General features: G+C 67.1%; 15 protein-coding genes. 4 read left to right on the forward strand and 11 right to left on the reverse strand.

Translation table 11 applies throughout. The features are described from left to right. Positions 1-5: 5 nt before the first annotated feature. Positions 6-1424, reverse strand: coding sequence for an FAD-binding oxidoreductase (locus ACZ1A1_RS15195; RefSeq protein WP_463620553.1), 1419 nt, complete (start codon positions 1422-1424; stop codon positions 6-8). Positions 1425-1435: 11 nt separating this feature from the next. Beyond that, the gene (gene hglS, locus ACZ1A1_RS15200) at positions 1436-2833 is read right to left on the reverse strand and encodes a 2-oxoadipate dioxygenase/decarboxylase HglS (RefSeq protein WP_463620554.1); all 1398 of its coding nucleotides are present in this window, start codon (positions 2831-2833) and stop codon (positions 1436-1438) included. A 170-nt stretch (positions 2834-3003) separates the two neighbouring features. Here hglS and ACZ1A1_RS15205 point away from each other — a divergent pair, with 170 nt between their 5' ends. Beyond that, on the forward strand, positions 3004-3897 hold the full coding sequence (locus tag ACZ1A1_RS15205) for a LysR family transcriptional regulator (RefSeq protein WP_313196518.1): 894 nt from the start codon (positions 3004-3006) through the stop codon (positions 3895-3897). A gap of 124 nt (positions 3898-4021) precedes the next feature. Next, a complete protein-coding gene (locus tag ACZ1A1_RS15210; protein WP_463620555.1) occupies positions 4022-5305 on the forward strand; it encodes an NAD(P)/FAD-dependent oxidoreductase in 1284 nt (427 codons plus the stop codon). A gap of 121 nt (positions 5306-5426) precedes the next feature. Here ACZ1A1_RS15210 and purU read toward each other — a convergent pair whose 3' ends face one another. Continuing rightward, complete coding sequence (gene purU, locus ACZ1A1_RS15215) at positions 5427-6311, reverse strand: formyltetrahydrofolate deformylase (RefSeq protein WP_415212934.1); 885 nt, start codon at positions 6309-6311, stop codon at positions 5427-5429. A gap of 370 nt (positions 6312-6681) precedes the next feature. Between purU and ACZ1A1_RS15220 the strand changes: the two genes are divergently transcribed. After that, positions 6682-7869: a hypothetical protein gene (locus ACZ1A1_RS15220; RefSeq protein ID WP_463620556.1), complete on the forward strand. Its 1188-nt coding sequence runs from the start codon at positions 6682-6684 to the stop codon at positions 7867-7869. Here ACZ1A1_RS15220 and ACZ1A1_RS15225 read toward each other — a convergent pair. Genes ACZ1A1_RS15225 through ACZ1A1_RS15260 form a run of 8 tightly spaced genes read right to left on the reverse strand, consistent with a single transcriptional unit; the run spans position 7859 to position 16018 of the window. Next, entirely contained in the window at positions 7859-8872 is a 1014-nt protein-coding gene (locus ACZ1A1_RS15225; protein WP_463620557.1) for a succinylglutamate desuccinylase/aspartoacylase family protein, read from the reverse strand. The two genes, ACZ1A1_RS15220 and ACZ1A1_RS15225, sit on opposite strands and share 11 nt — an antisense overlap. 30 nt (positions 8873-8902) lie before the next feature. Beyond that, entirely contained in the window at positions 8903-9247 is a 345-nt protein-coding gene (locus tag ACZ1A1_RS15230; protein WP_119257888.1) for a RidA family protein, read from the reverse strand. 38 nt (positions 9248-9285) lie between these two features. Further along, the gene (locus tag ACZ1A1_RS15235) at positions 9286-10596 is read right to left on the reverse strand and encodes an alanine racemase (RefSeq protein ID WP_463620558.1); all 1311 of its coding nucleotides are present in this window, start codon (positions 10594-10596) and stop codon (positions 9286-9288) included. Then, complete coding sequence (locus ACZ1A1_RS15240) at positions 10589-11524, reverse strand: amidohydrolase family protein (protein ID WP_463620559.1); 936 nt, start codon at positions 11522-11524, stop codon at positions 10589-10591. Before ACZ1A1_RS15240 ends, ACZ1A1_RS15235 begins: the two co-directional genes overlap by 8 nt. Next, positions 11521-12462 (reverse strand): ABC transporter permease, encoded by a 942-nt coding sequence (locus tag ACZ1A1_RS15245; protein ID WP_415212918.1) that lies wholly within the window; start codon positions 12460-12462, stop codon positions 11521-11523. Before ACZ1A1_RS15245 ends, ACZ1A1_RS15240 begins: the two co-directional genes overlap by 4 nt. After that, on the reverse strand, positions 12459-13424 hold the full coding sequence (locus tag ACZ1A1_RS15250) for an ABC transporter permease (protein WP_463620560.1): 966 nt from the start codon (positions 13422-13424) through the stop codon (positions 12459-12461). The genes ACZ1A1_RS15245 and ACZ1A1_RS15250 overlap by 4 nt, the downstream gene beginning before the upstream one ends. Then, on the reverse strand, positions 13421-14929 hold the full coding sequence (locus ACZ1A1_RS15255; RefSeq protein WP_463620561.1) for a sugar ABC transporter ATP-binding protein: 1509 nt from the start codon (positions 14927-14929) through the stop codon (positions 13421-13423). The genes ACZ1A1_RS15250 and ACZ1A1_RS15255 overlap by 4 nt, the downstream gene beginning before the upstream one ends. An 18-nt stretch (positions 14930-14947) precedes the next feature. Next, positions 14948-16018: a substrate-binding domain-containing protein gene (locus tag ACZ1A1_RS15260; protein WP_463620562.1), complete on the reverse strand. Its 1071-nt coding sequence runs from the start codon at positions 16016-16018 to the stop codon at positions 14948-14950. A 220-nt stretch (positions 16019-16238) separates the two neighbouring features. Between ACZ1A1_RS15260 and ACZ1A1_RS15265 the strand changes: the two genes are divergently transcribed. Beyond that, positions 16239-17024 carry an IclR family transcriptional regulator gene (locus tag ACZ1A1_RS15265; protein WP_463620563.1) on the forward strand — a complete coding sequence of 262 codons (786 nt, stop codon included), beginning with the start codon at positions 16239-16241 and terminating at the stop codon, positions 17022-17024. Positions 17025-17028 lie beyond the last annotated feature (4 nt).

A 17028-nucleotide genomic window follows, 5' to 3' on the forward strand; every position in this document is an offset into this window, starting at 1 on the left:
GTCTCTCAGAAGGTGATGGCGCCGAGCGGGCCCGGCGAGGTGATGGTTTTCAACCCGGCCGCAAGCCTGCGGATCTCGTCCGGGGTGTATCTGTCGTAGAAGGCCTGGTTCTTGCGGCCGATGGCATGCTCGGCGGAAAAGCTTCCCTCGAACCGCTCGACCGCGACGGTGAAGACCCATTCGCGCAGGTCCGCCTCGAAATCGGGATCGGCAAGCCGCGGATCGTCCTTCGCGACGACGAGGTTGAAGTGCACGCCGCCATCGCCGATATGGCCGAAGTCGCAGATCGTCACATCCTCGAAGTGGTTCGGCATCTCCGCCTTCATATGGGCGAGGAAGGGCATGATGTCACCCCGGCGGAAGGCAAGATCGAAGGCGATCAATCGCCCGCTATGCTTTACGCCCTCGGACAGCGCATGGCGCAATGCCCAGATCTCGTGCGGCGGTCCGACGAAGGCGTCTGCCAGCGGCGCGTCTTCCCGCTCCCAGATCGCGGCCAGCACCTCCTCCAGCACCGCGTCGAGCGGCTGCTCGCCCTCGCGCGGCTGATTGGAGCGGGAGATTTCCGCAAGGATCACGAAATCCGGCACGATGCCGCCCTGGAAGGGATTGCGCAGCGAGGGCACATGATCGAGCGCGGCGCGCACCGCATTGCCGGACATGCCCTCGAAGGCCGAAAGATAGCTGCCCAGCGCATCTTCCATGGCGACCAGCAGGGTCGCGACCTGTTCGGGCGAGGACGGCACGAGGAGCGCCGTCGCCGACTGTTTCGGCGCGGGTTCTAGGTTCAGCACGCATTCGGTGACGATGCCGAAGGCGCCGGAGGTGCCGATGAAGAGCTGCTTCCAGTCGACGCCGGTATTGTTCTTGCGCAGGCCGGACGAAAGGTCGAGCACGGTGCCCGCCTCGTCGGCGAGAACGACGGTGAGGCCGAGCGTGTTGCGGCGCACGTCCCCGTAGCGCAGGAAGCGCGAGCCGCCGGTATTGGTGGCGATCATGCCGCCGAGGCGCGGATCGGCGCCAAGGTCGATGGGGAAGAAGAGGCCGGTTTCCTCCAGCCTGCCGTTGAGATCGGAAAGGCGCAGGCCCGCGCCTGCCTTCACCGTGCGGTTGACGCGGTCCAGTTCGAAGGGCGCGGTCAGCCGGTCGAGGCTGAGGATGCCCTGCCGGCCGCTCCCGTCCGGCGTCGAGCCGGAAACGAGGCCGGTATTGCCGGATTGCGGCACGAGGGCGATGGCGTTCCGCACGCAGTAGGAAACGACGGCGGAGGTTTCCGCGGTCGTCGCCGGGCGGGCGACGAAAGCGGCGCGGCCCTTGTCGTAGCGCGCGCCGGTCTCGTATGCGGCCATGTCGGCAGGCCCGGTGAGAAGACCCTTCTCACCGACGAGGCTTTTCAGCGCTTCGATATGCCCTGCCTCGATCATGCTTGCGTCCATTACTCCGCGGCGGCCGCCATGTTGACGATGCCGAGGCACATTTCAAGCGAGGCGCGCTGGATGCCGGCATAATGCGCGAATTCATCGAGCACCGCGCCGCCAAGATCGCGCTCGAACATCACATGGTTGGGGCTGGCGACGAAGTCCTGCGTCGCATCGTCGCCAAGGTTGGACTGGAAGATGCCCGCGGCGCTGACCGGCAGGAAGTCCTCGTAGACGATCGGGTCGAACTGGATGAGGCCGGCTTCGATGGCGGTTTCCAGATCGGCGTTGCGGCCGGTGACGGACTTGCCCTTTTCCGTCAGCGAATAGCGGAAATAGCCGAGGCCCGCCTTGCGGATGCCGTCCCAGTCGTCCGGGAAGGCCTTGAAGACGGCGGCGAGCGCCGCTTCGTATTCGTCGGCATTGGAGCCGTCGGCGGCCGGGCGCACGCGGGCGCGGGTCTCGTTCAGCAGGCGGTCGTAGAGCGCGCGGCCCTTCGGCGTCAGCGCCACGCCGCGCTGCTCGATCTCGCCGAAGCGGGCGGTGTGCGAACCCTCCTGCCAGTTTCCGTCCTCGCCGACGAAGGAGACGGCCTCTTCCAGCGCCTTGAACGAGGTCTGGCGCAGGAGGATCGGGCATTTACGGGTCGGCGGCCCCTCGACGACGGCCTTCGGGGCGATGCCCTCTTCCGGCATGCGCGCCTGCACCTTGTCGATGTCGAGCGTGCGCGGCGTCAGGTGGTTGATGTGCGGGCCCTTGAAGGAGACGACATCGGCGACCAGCCGGTGCGCGTCGTGCAGGCGCCTGTACATGTCGGCGCTGACGATGGCGTGGTCGTGCCAGCGGAAGGTTTCCAGCACTTGCGCGACGAAGCGGGAGGCATCGGTCGCATCGAGCCCGCCGTCACGCTCGGCCTTTTCGACCAGTGCGACCGCCTCGTCGGTGAAGATCTTTCGCGCGGCCAGAACAGCGGCCGCCTCTTCGCGTAGCGCGGCATCGGCGATGAGGTCGAGGCGCAGCAGCGAGGTGAAGACGCGGAACGGGTTGCGGCTGAGGCTCTCCGCGCCGACCGGGCGGAAGGCGGTGGAATGGACCGGCACGCCGGCCGTGGAGAGATCGTAGTAGCCGACCGGGAACATACCCATGACCGCGAAGACGCGGCGCATCATGGAAAGCTCTGCCGGCGTGCCGAGACGGATGGCGCCGTGGCGCTCCTCGGAAATGCGCTCCAGCGAATCCGTCGCGTCGAGGCGCGCCTTCAGATGCGGGTCGGCGGCGAGCGTCTGCGCGTTCACGTCCGCGACCAGCGACATCAGCGTGCCGTAGGCCGGAACCTCGTCGCGATACATGGCGGACATGGCGGCAGAGAAGTCCGCGCGGATCCTGTCGGCGGAAACCTGTGCATTTGCTTTCATGGCGAACAGTCTCGTCTCACGGTTACGCAATTTCCGACGGAAAACCGCTCACACTTTTCCGGAAATTGCTTTAGAAGGGTGGGAGGCCCTGATCATTCTCAAAACGGATAATACCGGATCGTTTCTCCAAGCGATTGCGACCGTTCTGACTATGTTGATGCGAGGAATGAATGAAGCTCAGTCGCAGGCTGATCCCGGACGTCACCACGCTGCAAGCGTTCGAATGCGCTGCCCGCCACGGCAGCTTCACGCAGGCGGCCCATGAGCTGAATCTCACCCAGAGCGCCGTCAGCCGCCAGATCAAGGACCTGGAGGAACAGCTCGGCGTGCTGCTCTTCGAGCGCGTGCGTCAGCGCGTCGTTTTGTCCGACGACGGCCGGCGCTTCCTGCCGGAGGTGCGCAAGCTGCTGCACCAGACGGAAGAGACCATGCTGCGCGCCATGGCGTCGGCCTCCTCCGAGCACAGCCTCGCCATCGCCACGCTGCCGACCTTCGGCAGCCGCTGGCTGACGCCGCGCATCCCCGGCTTCCTGGCCGAAAATCCCGGCACGATCATCAACATCGCCTCCCGCTCGGCGCCGTTCGATTTCGACGAGGAGAATTTCGACCTCGCGATCCATTACGGCCAGCCCGTCTGGGCCCGCGCGGCCTGCTCCTATCTCTGCAGCGAGGAGATCCTCCCCGCGGCCAGCCCCGAGCTGCTGAAATCCTGGTCCCCCGCCGAGCCGAAGGACCTGGAAAAGGCGCCGCTGCTGCATCTCGCGACCCGCCCCAAGCTCTGGGCGCAATGGTTCGAGCTGAACGGTGGCTCGGCCGACACCGCCTATCGCGGCCATCGCTTCGACCAGTTCGCCATGGTCATCGAATCGGCCGTCGCCGGCCTCGGCTTCGCGCTGCTGCCGAAATATCTCATCGAGCAGGAACTGGAGAACGGCCGCCTCGCCGTCGTCTTCGACCGCCCGATGCAGACCGAGAACAGCTATTATCTCGTCGTGCCCGAGGGAAAGCTCGAAAACCCGCTGAGCCAGGCTTTCCGCGCCTGGATCGCCAAACAGGTTCCCTGAGGGACCTGCGGGGATGGCTTGATGCGGCGGGGGCATGACCCCGTTCGCATTTTTTGCTTTAGTCATGGTGGCACTTGGCCGATTGTGCGAGGGAAGATCTTCCTCCTTTAAAAGACAGACCACCATGCTCAACGATCCGCGCTCCCATGGCCTTTGGGAGATGACTGCCCCGCCCGCCCCCGAAACCACCGCCTTTTCCGGCTCGGCCGAGGCGGATGTCGTCATTGTCGGCGGCGGCTTCACCGGCTTTTCGACCGCCCTCCACCTCGCCGAGCGCGGCACGCGCGTCGTCGTGCTCGAAGGGGCGGAAATCGGCTATGGCGGCTCGGGCCGCAATGTCGGCCTCGTCAATGCCGGCATGTGGGTGATGCCCGACGAGCTGCCCGGCGTGCTCGGCGACCTTTACGGCGGCCGCCTGCTCGAAGTGCTCGGCAATGCGCCCCGCCTCGTCTTCGACCTCGTCGAGAAGCACGCCATCGATTGCGAGATCAATCCCGTCGGCACGCTGCACTGCGCCGTCGGCCAGTCCGGCTTCGACGAACTCAAGCAGCGCGCCGAGCAATGGGCCCGCCGCGGCGCCCCGGTGCGCCTGCTCGACGCCGCCGAGACGGCGGTGAAGGTCGGCACGGATGCCTATGCGGGCTCGCTGCTCGACATGCGCGCCGGCACGATCCAGCCGCTCGCCTATGTGCGCGGCCTTGCCCGCGCCGCCATCGCCGCCGGCGCGAAGGTCTTCACCGGTAGCCCCGTGACGGGCGCGGAGCGAAACGGCACGCGCTGGACGGTCAAGACCGTGCGCGGCACGGTCACGGCGGACTGGGTGGTCGTCGCCACCAATGCCTATACGGTCGCCCCGTGGAACGAGGTTCGCACCGAGCTCGTGCATCTTCCCTATTTCAACTTCGCCACCGTACCGCTCTCGCCGGAGATGCAGGCGAAGATCCTGCCGGAAAGGCAGGGGGCATGGGATACCAAGGAAGTCCTCTCCTCCTTCCGCTTCGACAAGCGCGGCCGGCTCGTCTTCGGCAGCGTCGGCGCGCTGCGCGGTACCGGCGCCGGCATCCACAAGGCCTGGGCGCGCCGCGCCCTGAAAAAGCTGTTCCCGGCAATCGGCGACGTCGCCTTCGAGGCGGAATGGTACGGCAAGATCGGCATGACCTCCGACAGCCTGCCGCGCTTCCACCGCCTTGCCGAAAACGTCATCGGCTTTTCCGGCTATAACGGCCGCGGCATCGCGCCCGGCACGGTCTTCGGCCGCACCCTCGCCCAGCTCATTGCCGGCGAGATCGCCGAAATGGACCTGCCGCTGCCCGTCACCGAGCCCGAGGCGCAGTCCTTCCGCACGGTGCGCGAAGGCTATTACGAACTCGGCGCGCAGATCGCCCATTTCGCCGGCGCGCGCCTCTAGAGCATTTCCAGCAAAAGTGCGAAGCGGTTTTGCGTTCGGAAATGCGGCGAAACTTCCAGGCGAAAGCCGTCCCAAGGCACTGCAAACAGAAAGGCCGGCATTTCGCCGGCCTTTTATCGTTTCAACCCATGCGCTCGGACTTGTAGGAGCCCGGGCTCGGCGGGAAGACGATGGTCTTGTTGCCGTTCATGAAGACGCGGTGATGGATGTGAGCGTGCACGGCGCGGGCGAGCACCTGGCTCTCCACGTCGCGGCCGATCGAGACATAGTCGTCCGCCGACTGCGCATGGGTGATGCGCGCGACGTCCTGCTCGATGATCGGACCCTCGTCGAGATCCTCGGTGACGTAATGCGCTGTCGCGCCGATCAGCTTCACGCCGCGCTCGAAGGCCTGCTTGTAGGGGTTCGCGCCCTTGAAGGACGGCAGGAACGAGTGGTGGATGTTGATGATGCGGCCCGACATCTTCTTGCAGACGGCATCCGACAGCACCTGCATGTAGCGAGCGAGCACGATCAGCTCGGCGCCAGACTGCTCGACGACTTCCATCAGCCGCGCCTCGGCCTGCGGCTTGTTTTCCTTGGTCACCTTGATGTGGTGGAAGGGGATATCGTGGTTGACGATGACCTTCTGGTAATCGAAATGATTGGAGACGACGCCGACGATGTCGATCGGCAGCGCGCCGATCTTCCAGCGGTAGAGCAGGTCGTTGAGGCAGTGGCCGAAGCGCGAGACCATCAGCAGCACCTTCATGCGCTCGTCGCTGTTGTGGAACCGGTGGACCATCGCGAATTTCTTGGAGATCGGGGCGAAGCCGGCATCGATCTCGTCCTGCGTCGCGCCGCCCTCGCTGGTGAAGGTGAGGCGCATGAAGAACAGGCCCGTCTCGAGGTCGTCGAACTGCGACGAATCCACGATATTGCATTCCTTCTCGGCCAGGTAGCCGGTGATCGCGGCGACGATGCCGCGGGTCGATTGGCAGGTTACGGTCAGCACATAGCTTTTCATCGGTCTCATCTCGCGTTCGGCCGGTGCTGCGGGCAGGCGCCGGCGATCCCCTTTTTTGCGGCCGCGTGAACGGCTCGGTGCATATTTCAGGCCGCTCGCGGCAGCGCAAGCCCCTGCAATGGCGGAAAGCTACGCCGGGACTTGCAAGGAATCCCTCCGGTTCGCGACATCCAATGCGTCGAAAATGCCAGCGGGCCCGCCCGAAGCCGCCCCGCCGCCGTTCCGGCCCGCTCGGCGTGATCCCGCCTGAAGGGCGAAGGCGGCGCTTTCTTGCAGAAATGCAAGCTCGGCCCTTTCCGGGCAAAAATCCATATGGACACTATTATGGACATATGTTCTATAAAATGGACAGAATAGACGGGAGCACGCCATGCATCTTTCCATGTGGACCTATCCCTGGGACATCCAGGACCAGGGGCTGGAGGCGCTCGCCGCCGATCTTGCCGGCCGCGCCAAGCTGAACACGGTCAGCATGGCCACCTCCTACCATGCCGGCCGCTTCCTGCAGCCCCGCAGCCCGCGGCAGAAGGCCTATTTCCCGGAGGACGGCACGGTCTATTTCCGGCCGGACGAAAGCCTCTGGCAGGACAAGACGATCCGCCCGCTGATGGCCGAAAACGTCGCCGAGCGCGGCGACATGCTGGCGGCGCTGACGAAGGCACGGGCGCAGACCGGCCTCAAGGTCTCCTGCTGGACGGTCTGCCTGCACAACAGCCGCCTCGGCATGCTGCATCCCGGGCATGTCACCCGCAACGCCTTCGGCAATGCCAACTATTACAATCTCTGCCCCTCCAGCCCCGCCGCGCGCGAGTATGTCGTGACGCTCGTCCGCGACATCACGACGAACTACCGGCCCGACATGCTGGAGCTGGAAAGCCCGAACTTCATGGGCTTTGCCCATGAATACCACCACGAGAAGGACGGCGTCGGCCTCAATGCCGAGGACGACTTCCTGCTCTCGCTCTGCTTCTGCGACCATTGCACCGCGCGGGCCGAAAAGGCTGGCGTGCCGGTGGAGGGCGCGCGCAAGACGGTCGCCCGCTTCATCGCCCAGCTTTGCGAACGCGCCGTGCCGGAACGGCAGTTCCCCGATTTCCCGGAAGCCGGCATCGACGCCTTCCGCGCCCATCCCGAGCTTCACGGCTTCCTTGCCTGGCGCAGCGAGCCGGTGACAAGCCTGATCGGCGAGATAAGGGCCGCCGCCGACCCGGCGACGCGCATCGTGCTGATCGACCTCAAGGACGGCTGGCTCGGCGGCGTCGATCTTGCCGCCGTCGGCAGGCTCTGCGACGGGGCGATCCTCTGCTGCTACGACATGACGCCCGAGGCCGTCGGCGAGGTCATCCGCACCGGCCGGGCTCTACTCGGGCCGGACAAGTTCCTGGGACTCGGCCTTCGCGTCTTCTATCCCGAGGTCAACGGCCCGGACATCCTGACGGCGCGCGTGAAAAACGCCGTCGAAGCGGGCGTCGACGGCGTCAATTTCTACAATTACGGGCTTATTCCGGCCAGACGCCTCGACTGGGTGGGCGAGGCGGTGGCGGCGATCAGCCGCTGATCGGCTCGGCCACCTGGATCAGGCAGTCGCCGGGCTGGCTATCGGTGTGCAGCCGGTGGGAAATGACGATGCCGCCCTCGGCGAAGCGCAGCGCCTCCTCGCCGTCGTCCAGCCGCTCCAGATCGTGATACCAGCCGGCAAGGTCGCCGGCGGCGACATGCGCGCCGAGCGCGACGGCCGACTCGAACCAGCCGCGGCGGCTGGCATAGATGCCCTGGCTGTGCCGCGACAGCGAGAGAAGCTGCAACGCGGGCGGCGCGGGCAGGGCCTGCCGCGACAGGACGGGCTTCTCGACGATGCCGAGCGCCAGGAGCAACCGGTCGATGACGGCCGCCGTGAAGGCCATGCTGTCCGGCGTCACCGTTCCGCCGCCGCCGAATTCGCCGGAAAGGCCGATCGTGCCGGCCCGGCCGGCCGCGCCCATCGAGGTCGGCGCCGCCGGTCCGTTGTCGGCGATGAAGGCATGGGCCGCACCCATCGCCCGCATCAGGTCGAGCGAACGCGCGAAGCGCGCGGCATCGGCCTGCCGCTCGATGAGCGTGCAGGCCAGATGCGCCATGGAGGTGCCGCCGGAATGGAGGTCGAGCACCGCGTCGTGCTGCGGGAACAGCGTGTGCTCGAGGAAATGTGCCAGCCGCGCCGTCGGCGTGCCGGCGGGATCGCCCGGAAAGGCACGGTTGAGATTGCCGCCGTCGAAGGGCGAGCAGCGTTTGGCCGCCATCACCGCCGGCAGGTTTGCCATCGGCAGGATGGTGACGGCGCCGCGGATCGTCGCCGCATCGAGAAGCCGCATCAGCCGCCCGAGCTGGAGCTCACCCTCATATTCGTCGCCATGGTTGCCCGCCATCAGCAGAAGGCTCGGTCCCGCGCCGTTCTTCAGGCGCAGGATCGGGATGCGGATCTGGTAATAGGGCGAGCGGTCGACCGAATAGGGAATGGCGAGATGCCCGGCCTGCCGGCCGTCCAGCGCGAAATCGATCGGGTTGACAAGTCCGCTGTGCATGGGGGTCTCCAGTCCGGGCAGGGGCCGCCCTCAGAGGGCGGCGACGGCGGTCATTTCGACGCGCAGGTCGGGATCGGCAAGGCGGGCCTCTACGCAGGCGCGGGCCGGCGGATTGGCCGGATCGATCCAGGCGTCATAGACGCCGTTCATCGCATCGAAATCCACGATCGCCGGCAGGAAGACGTTGACGGCGAGGAGCTTCGAGCGATCCGTGCCGGCTTCCTTCAGAAGGGCGTCGATCTTGCCGAGCACGTCCTGCGTCTGGGCTTCGATGCCGGCCTTGCGGTCTTCGGCGACCTGGCCGGCAATGTAGACGAGACCGCCATAGCTGACGGCCTGGCTCATGCGCGAACCCTTCTGGTAACGCTGGATCATCGCGTGTTTTCCTTTTCTTTATGCTTGCTTGGGGAGGATCAGCCGAAGCTGGTGAGATAGACGGCCGTCACCGTATGGTCCGGGTCGAGGCCGTAGAGGATGGCGTGCCGGTCGAGGCAGGTGCAGGGATGCGAGATGCCGAACTCGACCACGTCGCCGACGGCAACGTCGCTTGCCCCCGGCAGGGCGACGAAAGCGTGCTGGTCGTTGAGGCGCAGCACCTCGGCGCCGGTGAAATCACCAAGCCGCACGCCGTTCCGGTAAAGCGCCAGCGGCCGCGGCAGGCCCTGGTCGATGGCGACGTCGCGAAGGCCCATGCCGCAGATCGCAAGGCCCGGCTCGGGGCGCGACAGCACCTCCGCCCAGACCCTGAGCGCCGGCCGGAAGCCCTCGGACGCCGACGCGGCCTCCTCGCCGATGCGGAAGCCACCGCGTGCATCGAGGCCGGCAAGGCCGCGCTCGTAGATGCCGTGGTCGTGGAAGAAGATCGCCCCGCAGCGCAGCACCATCAGGCAATCGGGATCGGCCCTGACGGCGGCGGAAAGCCCGGCGACGACCCGGTCGAAGAAGACCGAACCGCCTGCCGTCACCAAGAGCGGCCGCTCGCTGCCGATGCGGGCGCGCACCTTCGGCAGGAAATCCGCCGTGAGCTGCATCAGGCCGTCGATCCGGCTCAGCGTCTCATCGGCATCGGCGGTCGCGGCGGCGCCCTCATAGGCGGCAATGCCGGTCAGCCGGAAGTTTGGCGTTTCCGCCGCAAGGATCGCGTCGAGGATCGCCCCGGCGGCCTCGGCGCTGCGCGCACCGGCACGGCCGGCGCCGAACTCGACCAGAAGGCCGAGCGGCGGCAGGTCGCCGCGTTCCTGCCAGGCCGTGCGCAGCGCCTCGGCCAGCGGGAGCGAATCGACAAAAATATGCACCTCGGCCGTGGGATAGCCGGCGAGCAGCGCGGCGAGGCGGCGGGCGGCGGCAAGGCCGCCGATCTCGTTGGCGAGCAGCAGCCGGCGCTGGCCGGCCTTAAGCAGCACGGCGGCCTGGCGGATATCGGCGACGGTCGTGCCCCAGGCGCCCGCGGCGAGCAGCGCGCCGGAAATCGCCGTCGACATCGGCGTCTTGGCATGCGGGGCGATCTCGACGCCCTGGCCTTTCACATAGGCCATCATCAGGTCGACATTGGCGGCGAAGGCCTGCCGGTCGAGCGAGATCAGAGGCAGCGCCATGCCGCCGTCGAAGGGCTTCCAGCCCTGCCTGCCGAGGGCATCGGGCGCAAGCGGCGCATGGCCCGGCGGAAAGCCGCGGATGCGGTCGTCGATCAGCGGATTGTCAGGGGCGGCGTGAAGGTCAGACATGGTGTTCTCCCATCCCGAGGCGGTAGGTCTCGTTGGCGGTCGTGAAGAAAAGGGCGCGCTGCTCGTCGAGCGAAAGAGGCGCGGCGACGGTGCGGAAGACCGCGTAGACCTCATCGAAGGAGGCATGCAGGCCGGCCACGGGGAAATCGCTGGCGAACATCGCGCGCGCCGGCCCGAAGCAGTCGAGCCCGTGCTCAATGACCGGCCGCAGGCTTTCGAGCGTCCAGTCGTTGTCATAGGCGACGAGGTCGGAGATCTTCAGACGCACGTTCGGCTCCCGGCCGAGCGCCCGCAGGCCACTCCTCCAGAGCGCCATGCCCGCCTCGCTGCGGTCGGCCGGGCTGCCGGCATGGTTGAGCGCGAAGAGCGTTTCGGGAAAGGCGCGCACGAGATCGACCGCCTCGTCCATCTGCCAGGGATAGAGCATCAGGTCGAAGACGAGGCCGAGGCGGGCAAGATGGGCAAGCCCCCGGCGCCAGGCGGGATCGGCCATGCGGTGCGGGCGCGGCGCAAAGCTCTTCGCCGGCTCCGGGTGCCAGCTCACGATGTCGCGGATGCCGACGACGTTCGGATTGGCCGCTTCCGTTTCGAGCAGGCGAAGGACATCGGGACTGTCGAGGGGGACGCGGGCGACATAGTGCCGCGCGATGCCCGAGGAGCGGTCGAGCCCGTCCAGCCAGCGGCTTTCCTCCAGCGGATGCGCGTCCGACCAGCCGGCCTCGACATGCACCGTGGCGACGATGTCCTGCCGCGCGGCATCGGCGCGATATTCGGCAATGCCGTAGTCCTTCAGGATCGGCGCGAGGCTGCCATAGACCATCTCGCCGCCGGTCGCCCGCGCCCTTTCCAGCCAGGGATGACGCCCGAGCGACAGGTCCCAGAGATGGTGGTGCGGGTCGATGACCGGCCCACCGTAGCGCATGCTCATCGCCGCGCCTCGCGGCCGGAAATGAGCAGCAGCGCGAGGATCAGCGTGCCGAACATGATCGAGCGCCAGCCGGGCGAGGCATTGACCACCGTGATCAGCGCCGTCGTGGTGACGAGCAGGATCGCGCCGGGAATGGTGCCGGCATAGGTGCCGCGCCCGCCGAGAATGGAGGTGCCGCCGAGCACGACGGCCGCGATCGACGTCAGGAGATAGGGATCGCCGATGCCGACATAACCCTGCCGGTTCATGCCGAGCACCAGAATGCCGGCAAGGCCGGCGAAGAAGCCGGAAAGCGCATAGAGGATCAGCGTGTTGCGCGTGACGCTGACGCCGGAAAGCCGCGTCGCCAGCGGATTGGCCCCGAGGGCGAGGAAGCGCGCGCCGATGGGCATGCGGTGGATGAGCAGCAGCACGCCGGCCGAGACGACGACCCAGAGGATCACCCCTGCGGGAACGCCGAGCGGCCGGGCCTGCCCGAGCAGGATGACGGCCGGATTGCTGACGGTGACCGCGCTGCCACCGGCGACGATGACGAGCAGGCCCTGCAGGAAGGTCGCCATGGCGAGCGTCATGATGATCGGCGGCACGCGGAGATAAGCTGCCCCCGCGCCGTTGAGGAAGCCGATGCCGGCGGCAATCGCCAGCGCAAGGACGATGCCGACGAGGCCCGTCGGGTCCCAGGCGGGCGAGATCAGCGGCAGGAGGATCGCCGTGACGGTGATGACCGCGCCGACCGAAAGGTCGATGCCGCCCATCAGGATGACGAGCGTCTGGCCGGCCGCCGCGATGCCGATGACGGCGGCAAGCTCCAGAAGGTAGCGCAGGTGCCCGTAGGCGCCGAAGCCGCGCAGCGTGAGGCCGGCGACGAGCCAGACGAGCGCCACCAGCACGAAGGTCAGAAGCGGTGGGTTGCGGAACAGGGATCGCACTGCATTCATCGCCTTGCCCTCCAGACGCCGAGAAGTTCCGGCACCGCCACGGCGCCGACGATGATCAGGCCCTGCGCGACATATTGCGCGACGGGCGGGAAGCCGAGGAAGAACATCACGTTGATCATGACGGAGAGCAGCAGGCTGCCGCAGATCGCCCCGCGCATCGTGCCCTTGCCGCCGAGGAAGCCGACGCCGCCGAGCACGGCCGCGGCAATCGAGTTCAGCGTGAAGGGCGTGCCGATGACCGGGTCGCCCGAGCCGGTCTGCGCCGCGACGAAGAGGCCGGCCAGCGCCGCCAGCAGGCCGGAAAGCGCGAAGGAGACGATCTTCACCCGCTCGACCGGAACGCCGGAGCGGAAGGCGCCGACGGGATTGTCGCCCGCCGCATAGATGCCGAGGCCGAGCGGCGTTGCCAGAAACGCCTTCCAGAGCACGAGAATGACAACGAGCAGCAGGAAGGCGACCGGCGTGTGGCCGGCAAGCGTCGTCGAGAGCCAGCCGGGGATGAAGCCACCCGGACGCGGCAGGAGGATCAGCGCGACGCCGGTGATGATGAAGGAGCCGGCCAGCGTCACGATGATCGCCGGCAGGCGCAGATGCGCGACGATGGCCCCGGTGACGGCGCCGATGGCAAGGCCGGTGAAGGCGACGGCGAGGAAGCCGCCCGGCACGCCGAGGACGCCCTCCATGGTGGTCGCGGCGATCACCGCGCCGAGGCTGACGAGCGGGCCGATGGCGAGCGTGATGCCGCCGTTCAGCATCAGGAGCGCCTGCGCCATGGTGACGAGCGCCAGCGGGAACCAGTTCTGCGTGAACTTGGAAAAGCCGCCGACGGAAAGGATGCCCGGAAAGAGCACGGCATAAAGGATGAGGAAGGCGGCGACGACGAGATAGAGGCCGCCGAGGCCGCGGTTGCGGCGGCGCTGGACGGCGCCGTAGAGCCAGCCGGAGGACGAAACAGCGCTCATGCGGCCGCTCCCTTTCTGTCGATGCCCATGGCCGCGCCGACGATGGCCTCTTCACTGATGGCGTCGCCCGACAGCGTCGCCGCGACGCGGCCCTCGCGCAGCACCACGACGCGGTCGCACAAATGCACAAGCTCAGGCGTATCGGAGCTTGCGAGGATGACGAGCCGGCCCTCGGCGGCGAAGGCGCGCAGCATGAGGTAAATCTCGCGCTTGGTCTCGATGTCGACGCCGCGCGTCGGATCGTTGAGCAGCAACACGGACGGGTCGAGCGGCAGCCACTTGGCGAGCGCCACCTTCTGCTGGTTGCCACCGGAAAGCGCCTGCACCGGGCGGGCGACATCGCCCTTGATGGTGAGCCGGCGGGCGAGATCGGCGATCAGCCCGGTTTCCGCGGCCCTGTCGCGCAGGCCCCCGCGCGCAAGCCGGCCGAGGGAGGGCAGGATGAGGTTGGAGGCGATGGAATGCGGCAACACCAGCCCCTCGTGCTTGCGGTCGGCCGGCACATAGACGATGCCGGCCGCATTGGCCGCCTCGACATGGACGGGCAGGCCGTTCTTCCCCGAGACCTCGGCCTTGTCGGCCCTTGCGGGAATTGCGCCGTAAAGGCCGAGCAGCAGGTCTTCCTGCCCCTGCCCGACAAGACCGCCGATGCCGACGATCTCGCCCGCATGGGCGGAAAAGCCGATGTCGCGCACGAGGCCGGCGGAAAAGCCCTCGACGCCGATGCGCAGCGCACCGGGAGCGGGATGGGGGCGCGGCGGGAAGAGATCGCCCGTCTCGCGGCCGACCATCAGGCGCACCAGCCCCTCCCCGTCGATGCCGGCGAGCGACTGGTCGGCGGTGACGCCGCCATCCTTCAGCACGGTGACATGGGAGCAGAGCGCCTGCACCTCGTTGAGGCGATGGGAAATGTAGAGCAGCGCCGTGCCGCGGTCGCGCAGCGTCTCGATGAGGCGGGCGAGGATGCCGGCCTCATGGGCGGAGAGCGAGGAGGTCGGCTCGTCGAGGATGAGCACGCGGGGCTTGCGGAAGAGCGCCTTGGCGATCTCCACCATCTGGCGGCGGCCGAGCGCGAGGTCGGCGACCGGCATGTCGAGCGGCTCGGTGAGGCCCACCATGTCGCAGACCTCCCGCACGCCGCGATGGAGCGCGGCATAGTCGATGAGGCCGAAGCGGCGCGGGAAGGCGCCGAGGCCGATATTCTCGGCGATCGACAGGTCGGCCGTCAGACTCAGCTCCTGCTGCACCACGGCGATGCCGGCCGCGCGGGCAGCGGCCGGGCTGAAGCGCCCGACCGGCTTGCCGTCGACGGAAATCGTGCCGCTGTCCGGCTGGAGAGCGCCGGACAGCAGATTGATCAGCGTGGATTTTCCCGCGCCGTTCTCGCCGAGCAGGGCATGAACCCTGCCCGGCAGAAGGGCGATATCGACGCCCTTCAGAACCGGATTGCCGAAAAATCCCTTGAACACCTGCCGGGCTTCCAGCAGGGGCCTTGATTCCGTCATGACGCGTCCTCTTCGGCTTTACTGCGCGATCAGCTTGTCGAACAGCGCCTGGTCGTAATCCGAATAGATGTAGCCGTCGGCCGGGAACTGGTCGGCGCGGGCGAGGTAGCTGTCGATCGAGCTGTCGTCGATGACCGGCAGCGGCACCTTGATGAAGGCGGGAACGTCCTTGCCTTCCAGCGCCTGCACGGCCGTGTAGACCGAAAGCGCACCGAGCCAGTTCGGCTGCATGGTGGCCCAGCCCTTCAGGCCCTTTTCCTTCCACAGTTCCAGGAACTGGCGGGCATTCTCGCCGGTGATCGGAACCTGCTCGCGGCCCTGGCGGTCGAAGGCCATGACGGAACCGGCCGAAAGCGCGCCGCCGAGCGAGAGCACGCCGTCGATCTCCGGATTGGCGAAGAGCAGGCTCGTCATCGCCTCCTGCGCCGGGGCGACGTTATATTCGGTGTTCGTCTCGGTGATGATCTCGAGGCCCGGATTGGCGTCGAGCACCGGCTGGGCGCCCTTGCGGCGGTCGTCGCTGACCGAGATGCCGGCCGGGCCGTTCATGACGATGATCTTGCCCTTGCCGCCGAGCTGGTCGGCAAGCCACTTGGCGGCGCCCGCGCCCCATTCGTTGGAATCGGTGTTGATCTTCGCCGTCACCTTGTCGGTGTTGACGAGGCTGTCGAAATTCACGACGGCGATGCCCTTGTCGCAGGCATCCGAGATGACGCGGTCGAGCGCGTTGGACGAGCCGGCGATGACGACGATGGCGTCGACATTGGCGTCGATCATCGACTGGATGTGCTGGATCTGCGTCTGGGCGTTGCCCTGCGCGTCTGTGATCATCAGGTCCTTGACGAGGCCGTCCTTCTTCAGCGTCTCGACCTCGGCGGCAATCGTGCCTTCGGTCTGCTTCATCCAGGTCGGCACCGAATAGATGTTGGCCCAGCCGATCGTGTAGGGCGCCTTGCGATCGCCCTTGATGCAGTTGGCGGCGGCCGACGCCATGCCGGCGCTGAAGACGAGAAGAGCCGCGGCGGCAGCGGCACCCGCGAGAAGGCGGCTGCGCAGCGAGGCGGACGGGCGGTGCTTGGAAATGTTCATGTCGATCCCCTTTTGTGCGGCAGCAGGAACGGGCTTGCCATCCGTTTTTGTCCAATATAATGTACATATGATCTTTATACCGGACGAAGCGATCTTATGCCGATTTTTCCGCCCCGCAAGAGGGGCGTGAAAATTTCCCTGGCGGGGACGGAAAACGAGCGGATTGACAGATGCCGCGGCCGGCGTGACAAGCTGGCGCGACAAAAGAGGATGGACAGGCATGGATGCAATTGCGGACGAAGCAGGCAGCAAGCGGGCGAGAGGGCTCGACCGGGCCTTCGAGATCCTCGATTTCCTGCGCCAGAAGCGCCAGCCGCTGAAGCCGAACGAGATCGCCGCGCAGATCGGCGCGCCGCGCTCATCGGTCTACGAGCTGGTGAACCTCCTCTTGCGCAACGGCATCCTGGAGTTCACCGGCGGCGAGGGCCGCGTCTATCTCGGCCGCAAGCTCTATTTCCTCGGCGCGGCCTACGAGAACCATTTCGACTTCACCCGCGAATGCGAGGCGGCGCTCGACCGGCTTGCCGACGAGACGCGCGAAACGGCGCAGTTCTGCATGCTGGACGGCAACAAGTATACGGTCGTGCGCATGCGCGAGGGCGCCCGGCCCTTCCGCATCTCCACCGACATGGGCCAGTCCGTGCCGATCCCGTGGACCGCCTCGGGCCGGCTCCTGGTCGCGCATATGACGGATGCGGAGATCCTCGCCTTCATCCCCCCGGAGGATTTCCGCCTGCCGAGCGGCGAATGGCTCGATCCGCAGGCATTCCTCGCCGAGGTACGGCAATCTTCGGCCGACGGCTTCTTCACCTTCAATAGCATCGTCGACAGCTTCACCCACTGCTTCGCCGTGCCCGTCATGGACGAGGAACGCCATGCCGTGGCGACGCTCTGCCTCGTCGCTCCGCGCGCCGACGGCCTTGCCAACCGCGACCGCTACCTCGCCTGCCTGAAAGACGCCGCCGCCACGCTCGGCCACATGCCGGCGCGGGCGAAGCGCGCCTGATACG

The organism is Shinella sp. R2-11 (genome assembly GCF_055330205.1).

Coding starts and splice junctions, on each gene's coding strand:
- ACZ1A1_RS15210 (WP_463620555.1), top strand. CDS start 4,022: ATGCTCAACGATCCGCGCTCCCATGGCCTTTGGGAGATGACTGCCCCG.
- ACZ1A1_RS15205 (WP_313196518.1), top strand. CDS start 3,004: ATGAAGCTCAGTCGCAGGCTGATCCCGGACGTCACCACGCTGCAAGCG.
- ACZ1A1_RS15245 (WP_415212918.1), bottom strand. CDS start 12,462: ATGAATGCAGTGCGATCCCTGTTCCGCAACCCACCGCTTCTGACCTTC.
- ACZ1A1_RS15260 (WP_463620562.1), bottom strand. CDS start 16,018: ATGAACATTTCCAAGCACCGCCCGTCCGCCTCGCTGCGCAGCCGCCTT.
- ACZ1A1_RS15240 (WP_463620559.1), bottom strand. CDS start 11,524: ATGAGCATGCGCTACGGTGGGCCGGTCATCGACCCGCACCACCATCTC.
- ACZ1A1_RS15250 (WP_463620560.1), bottom strand. CDS start 13,424: ATGAGCGCTGTTTCGTCCTCCGGCTGGCTCTACGGCGCCGTCCAGCGC.
- ACZ1A1_RS15195 (WP_463620553.1), bottom strand. CDS start 1,424: ATGATCGAGGCAGGGCATATCGAAGCGCTGAAAAGCCTCGTCGGTGAG.
- ACZ1A1_RS15225 (WP_463620557.1), bottom strand. CDS start 8,872: ATGCACAGCGGACTTGTCAACCCGATCGATTTCGCGCTGGACGGCCGG.
- hglS (WP_463620554.1), bottom strand. CDS start 2,833: ATGAAAGCAAATGCACAGGTTTCCGCCGACAGGATCCGCGCGGACTTC.
- ACZ1A1_RS15235 (WP_463620558.1), bottom strand. CDS start 10,596: ATGTCTGACCTTCACGCCGCCCCTGACAATCCGCTGATCGACGACCGC.
- ACZ1A1_RS15255 (WP_463620561.1), bottom strand. CDS start 14,929: ATGACGGAATCAAGGCCCCTGCTGGAAGCCCGGCAGGTGTTCAAGGGA.
- ACZ1A1_RS15220 (WP_463620556.1), top strand. CDS start 6,682: ATGCATCTTTCCATGTGGACCTATCCCTGGGACATCCAGGACCAGGGG.
- ACZ1A1_RS15265 (WP_463620563.1), top strand. CDS start 16,239: ATGGATGCAATTGCGGACGAAGCAGGCAGCAAGCGGGCGAGAGGGCTC.
- purU (WP_415212934.1), bottom strand. CDS start 6,311: ATGAAAAGCTATGTGCTGACCGTAACCTGCCAATCGACCCGCGGCATC.
- ACZ1A1_RS15230 (WP_119257888.1), bottom strand. CDS start 9,247: ATGATCCAGCGTTACCAGAAGGGTTCGCGCATGAGCCAGGCCGTCAGC.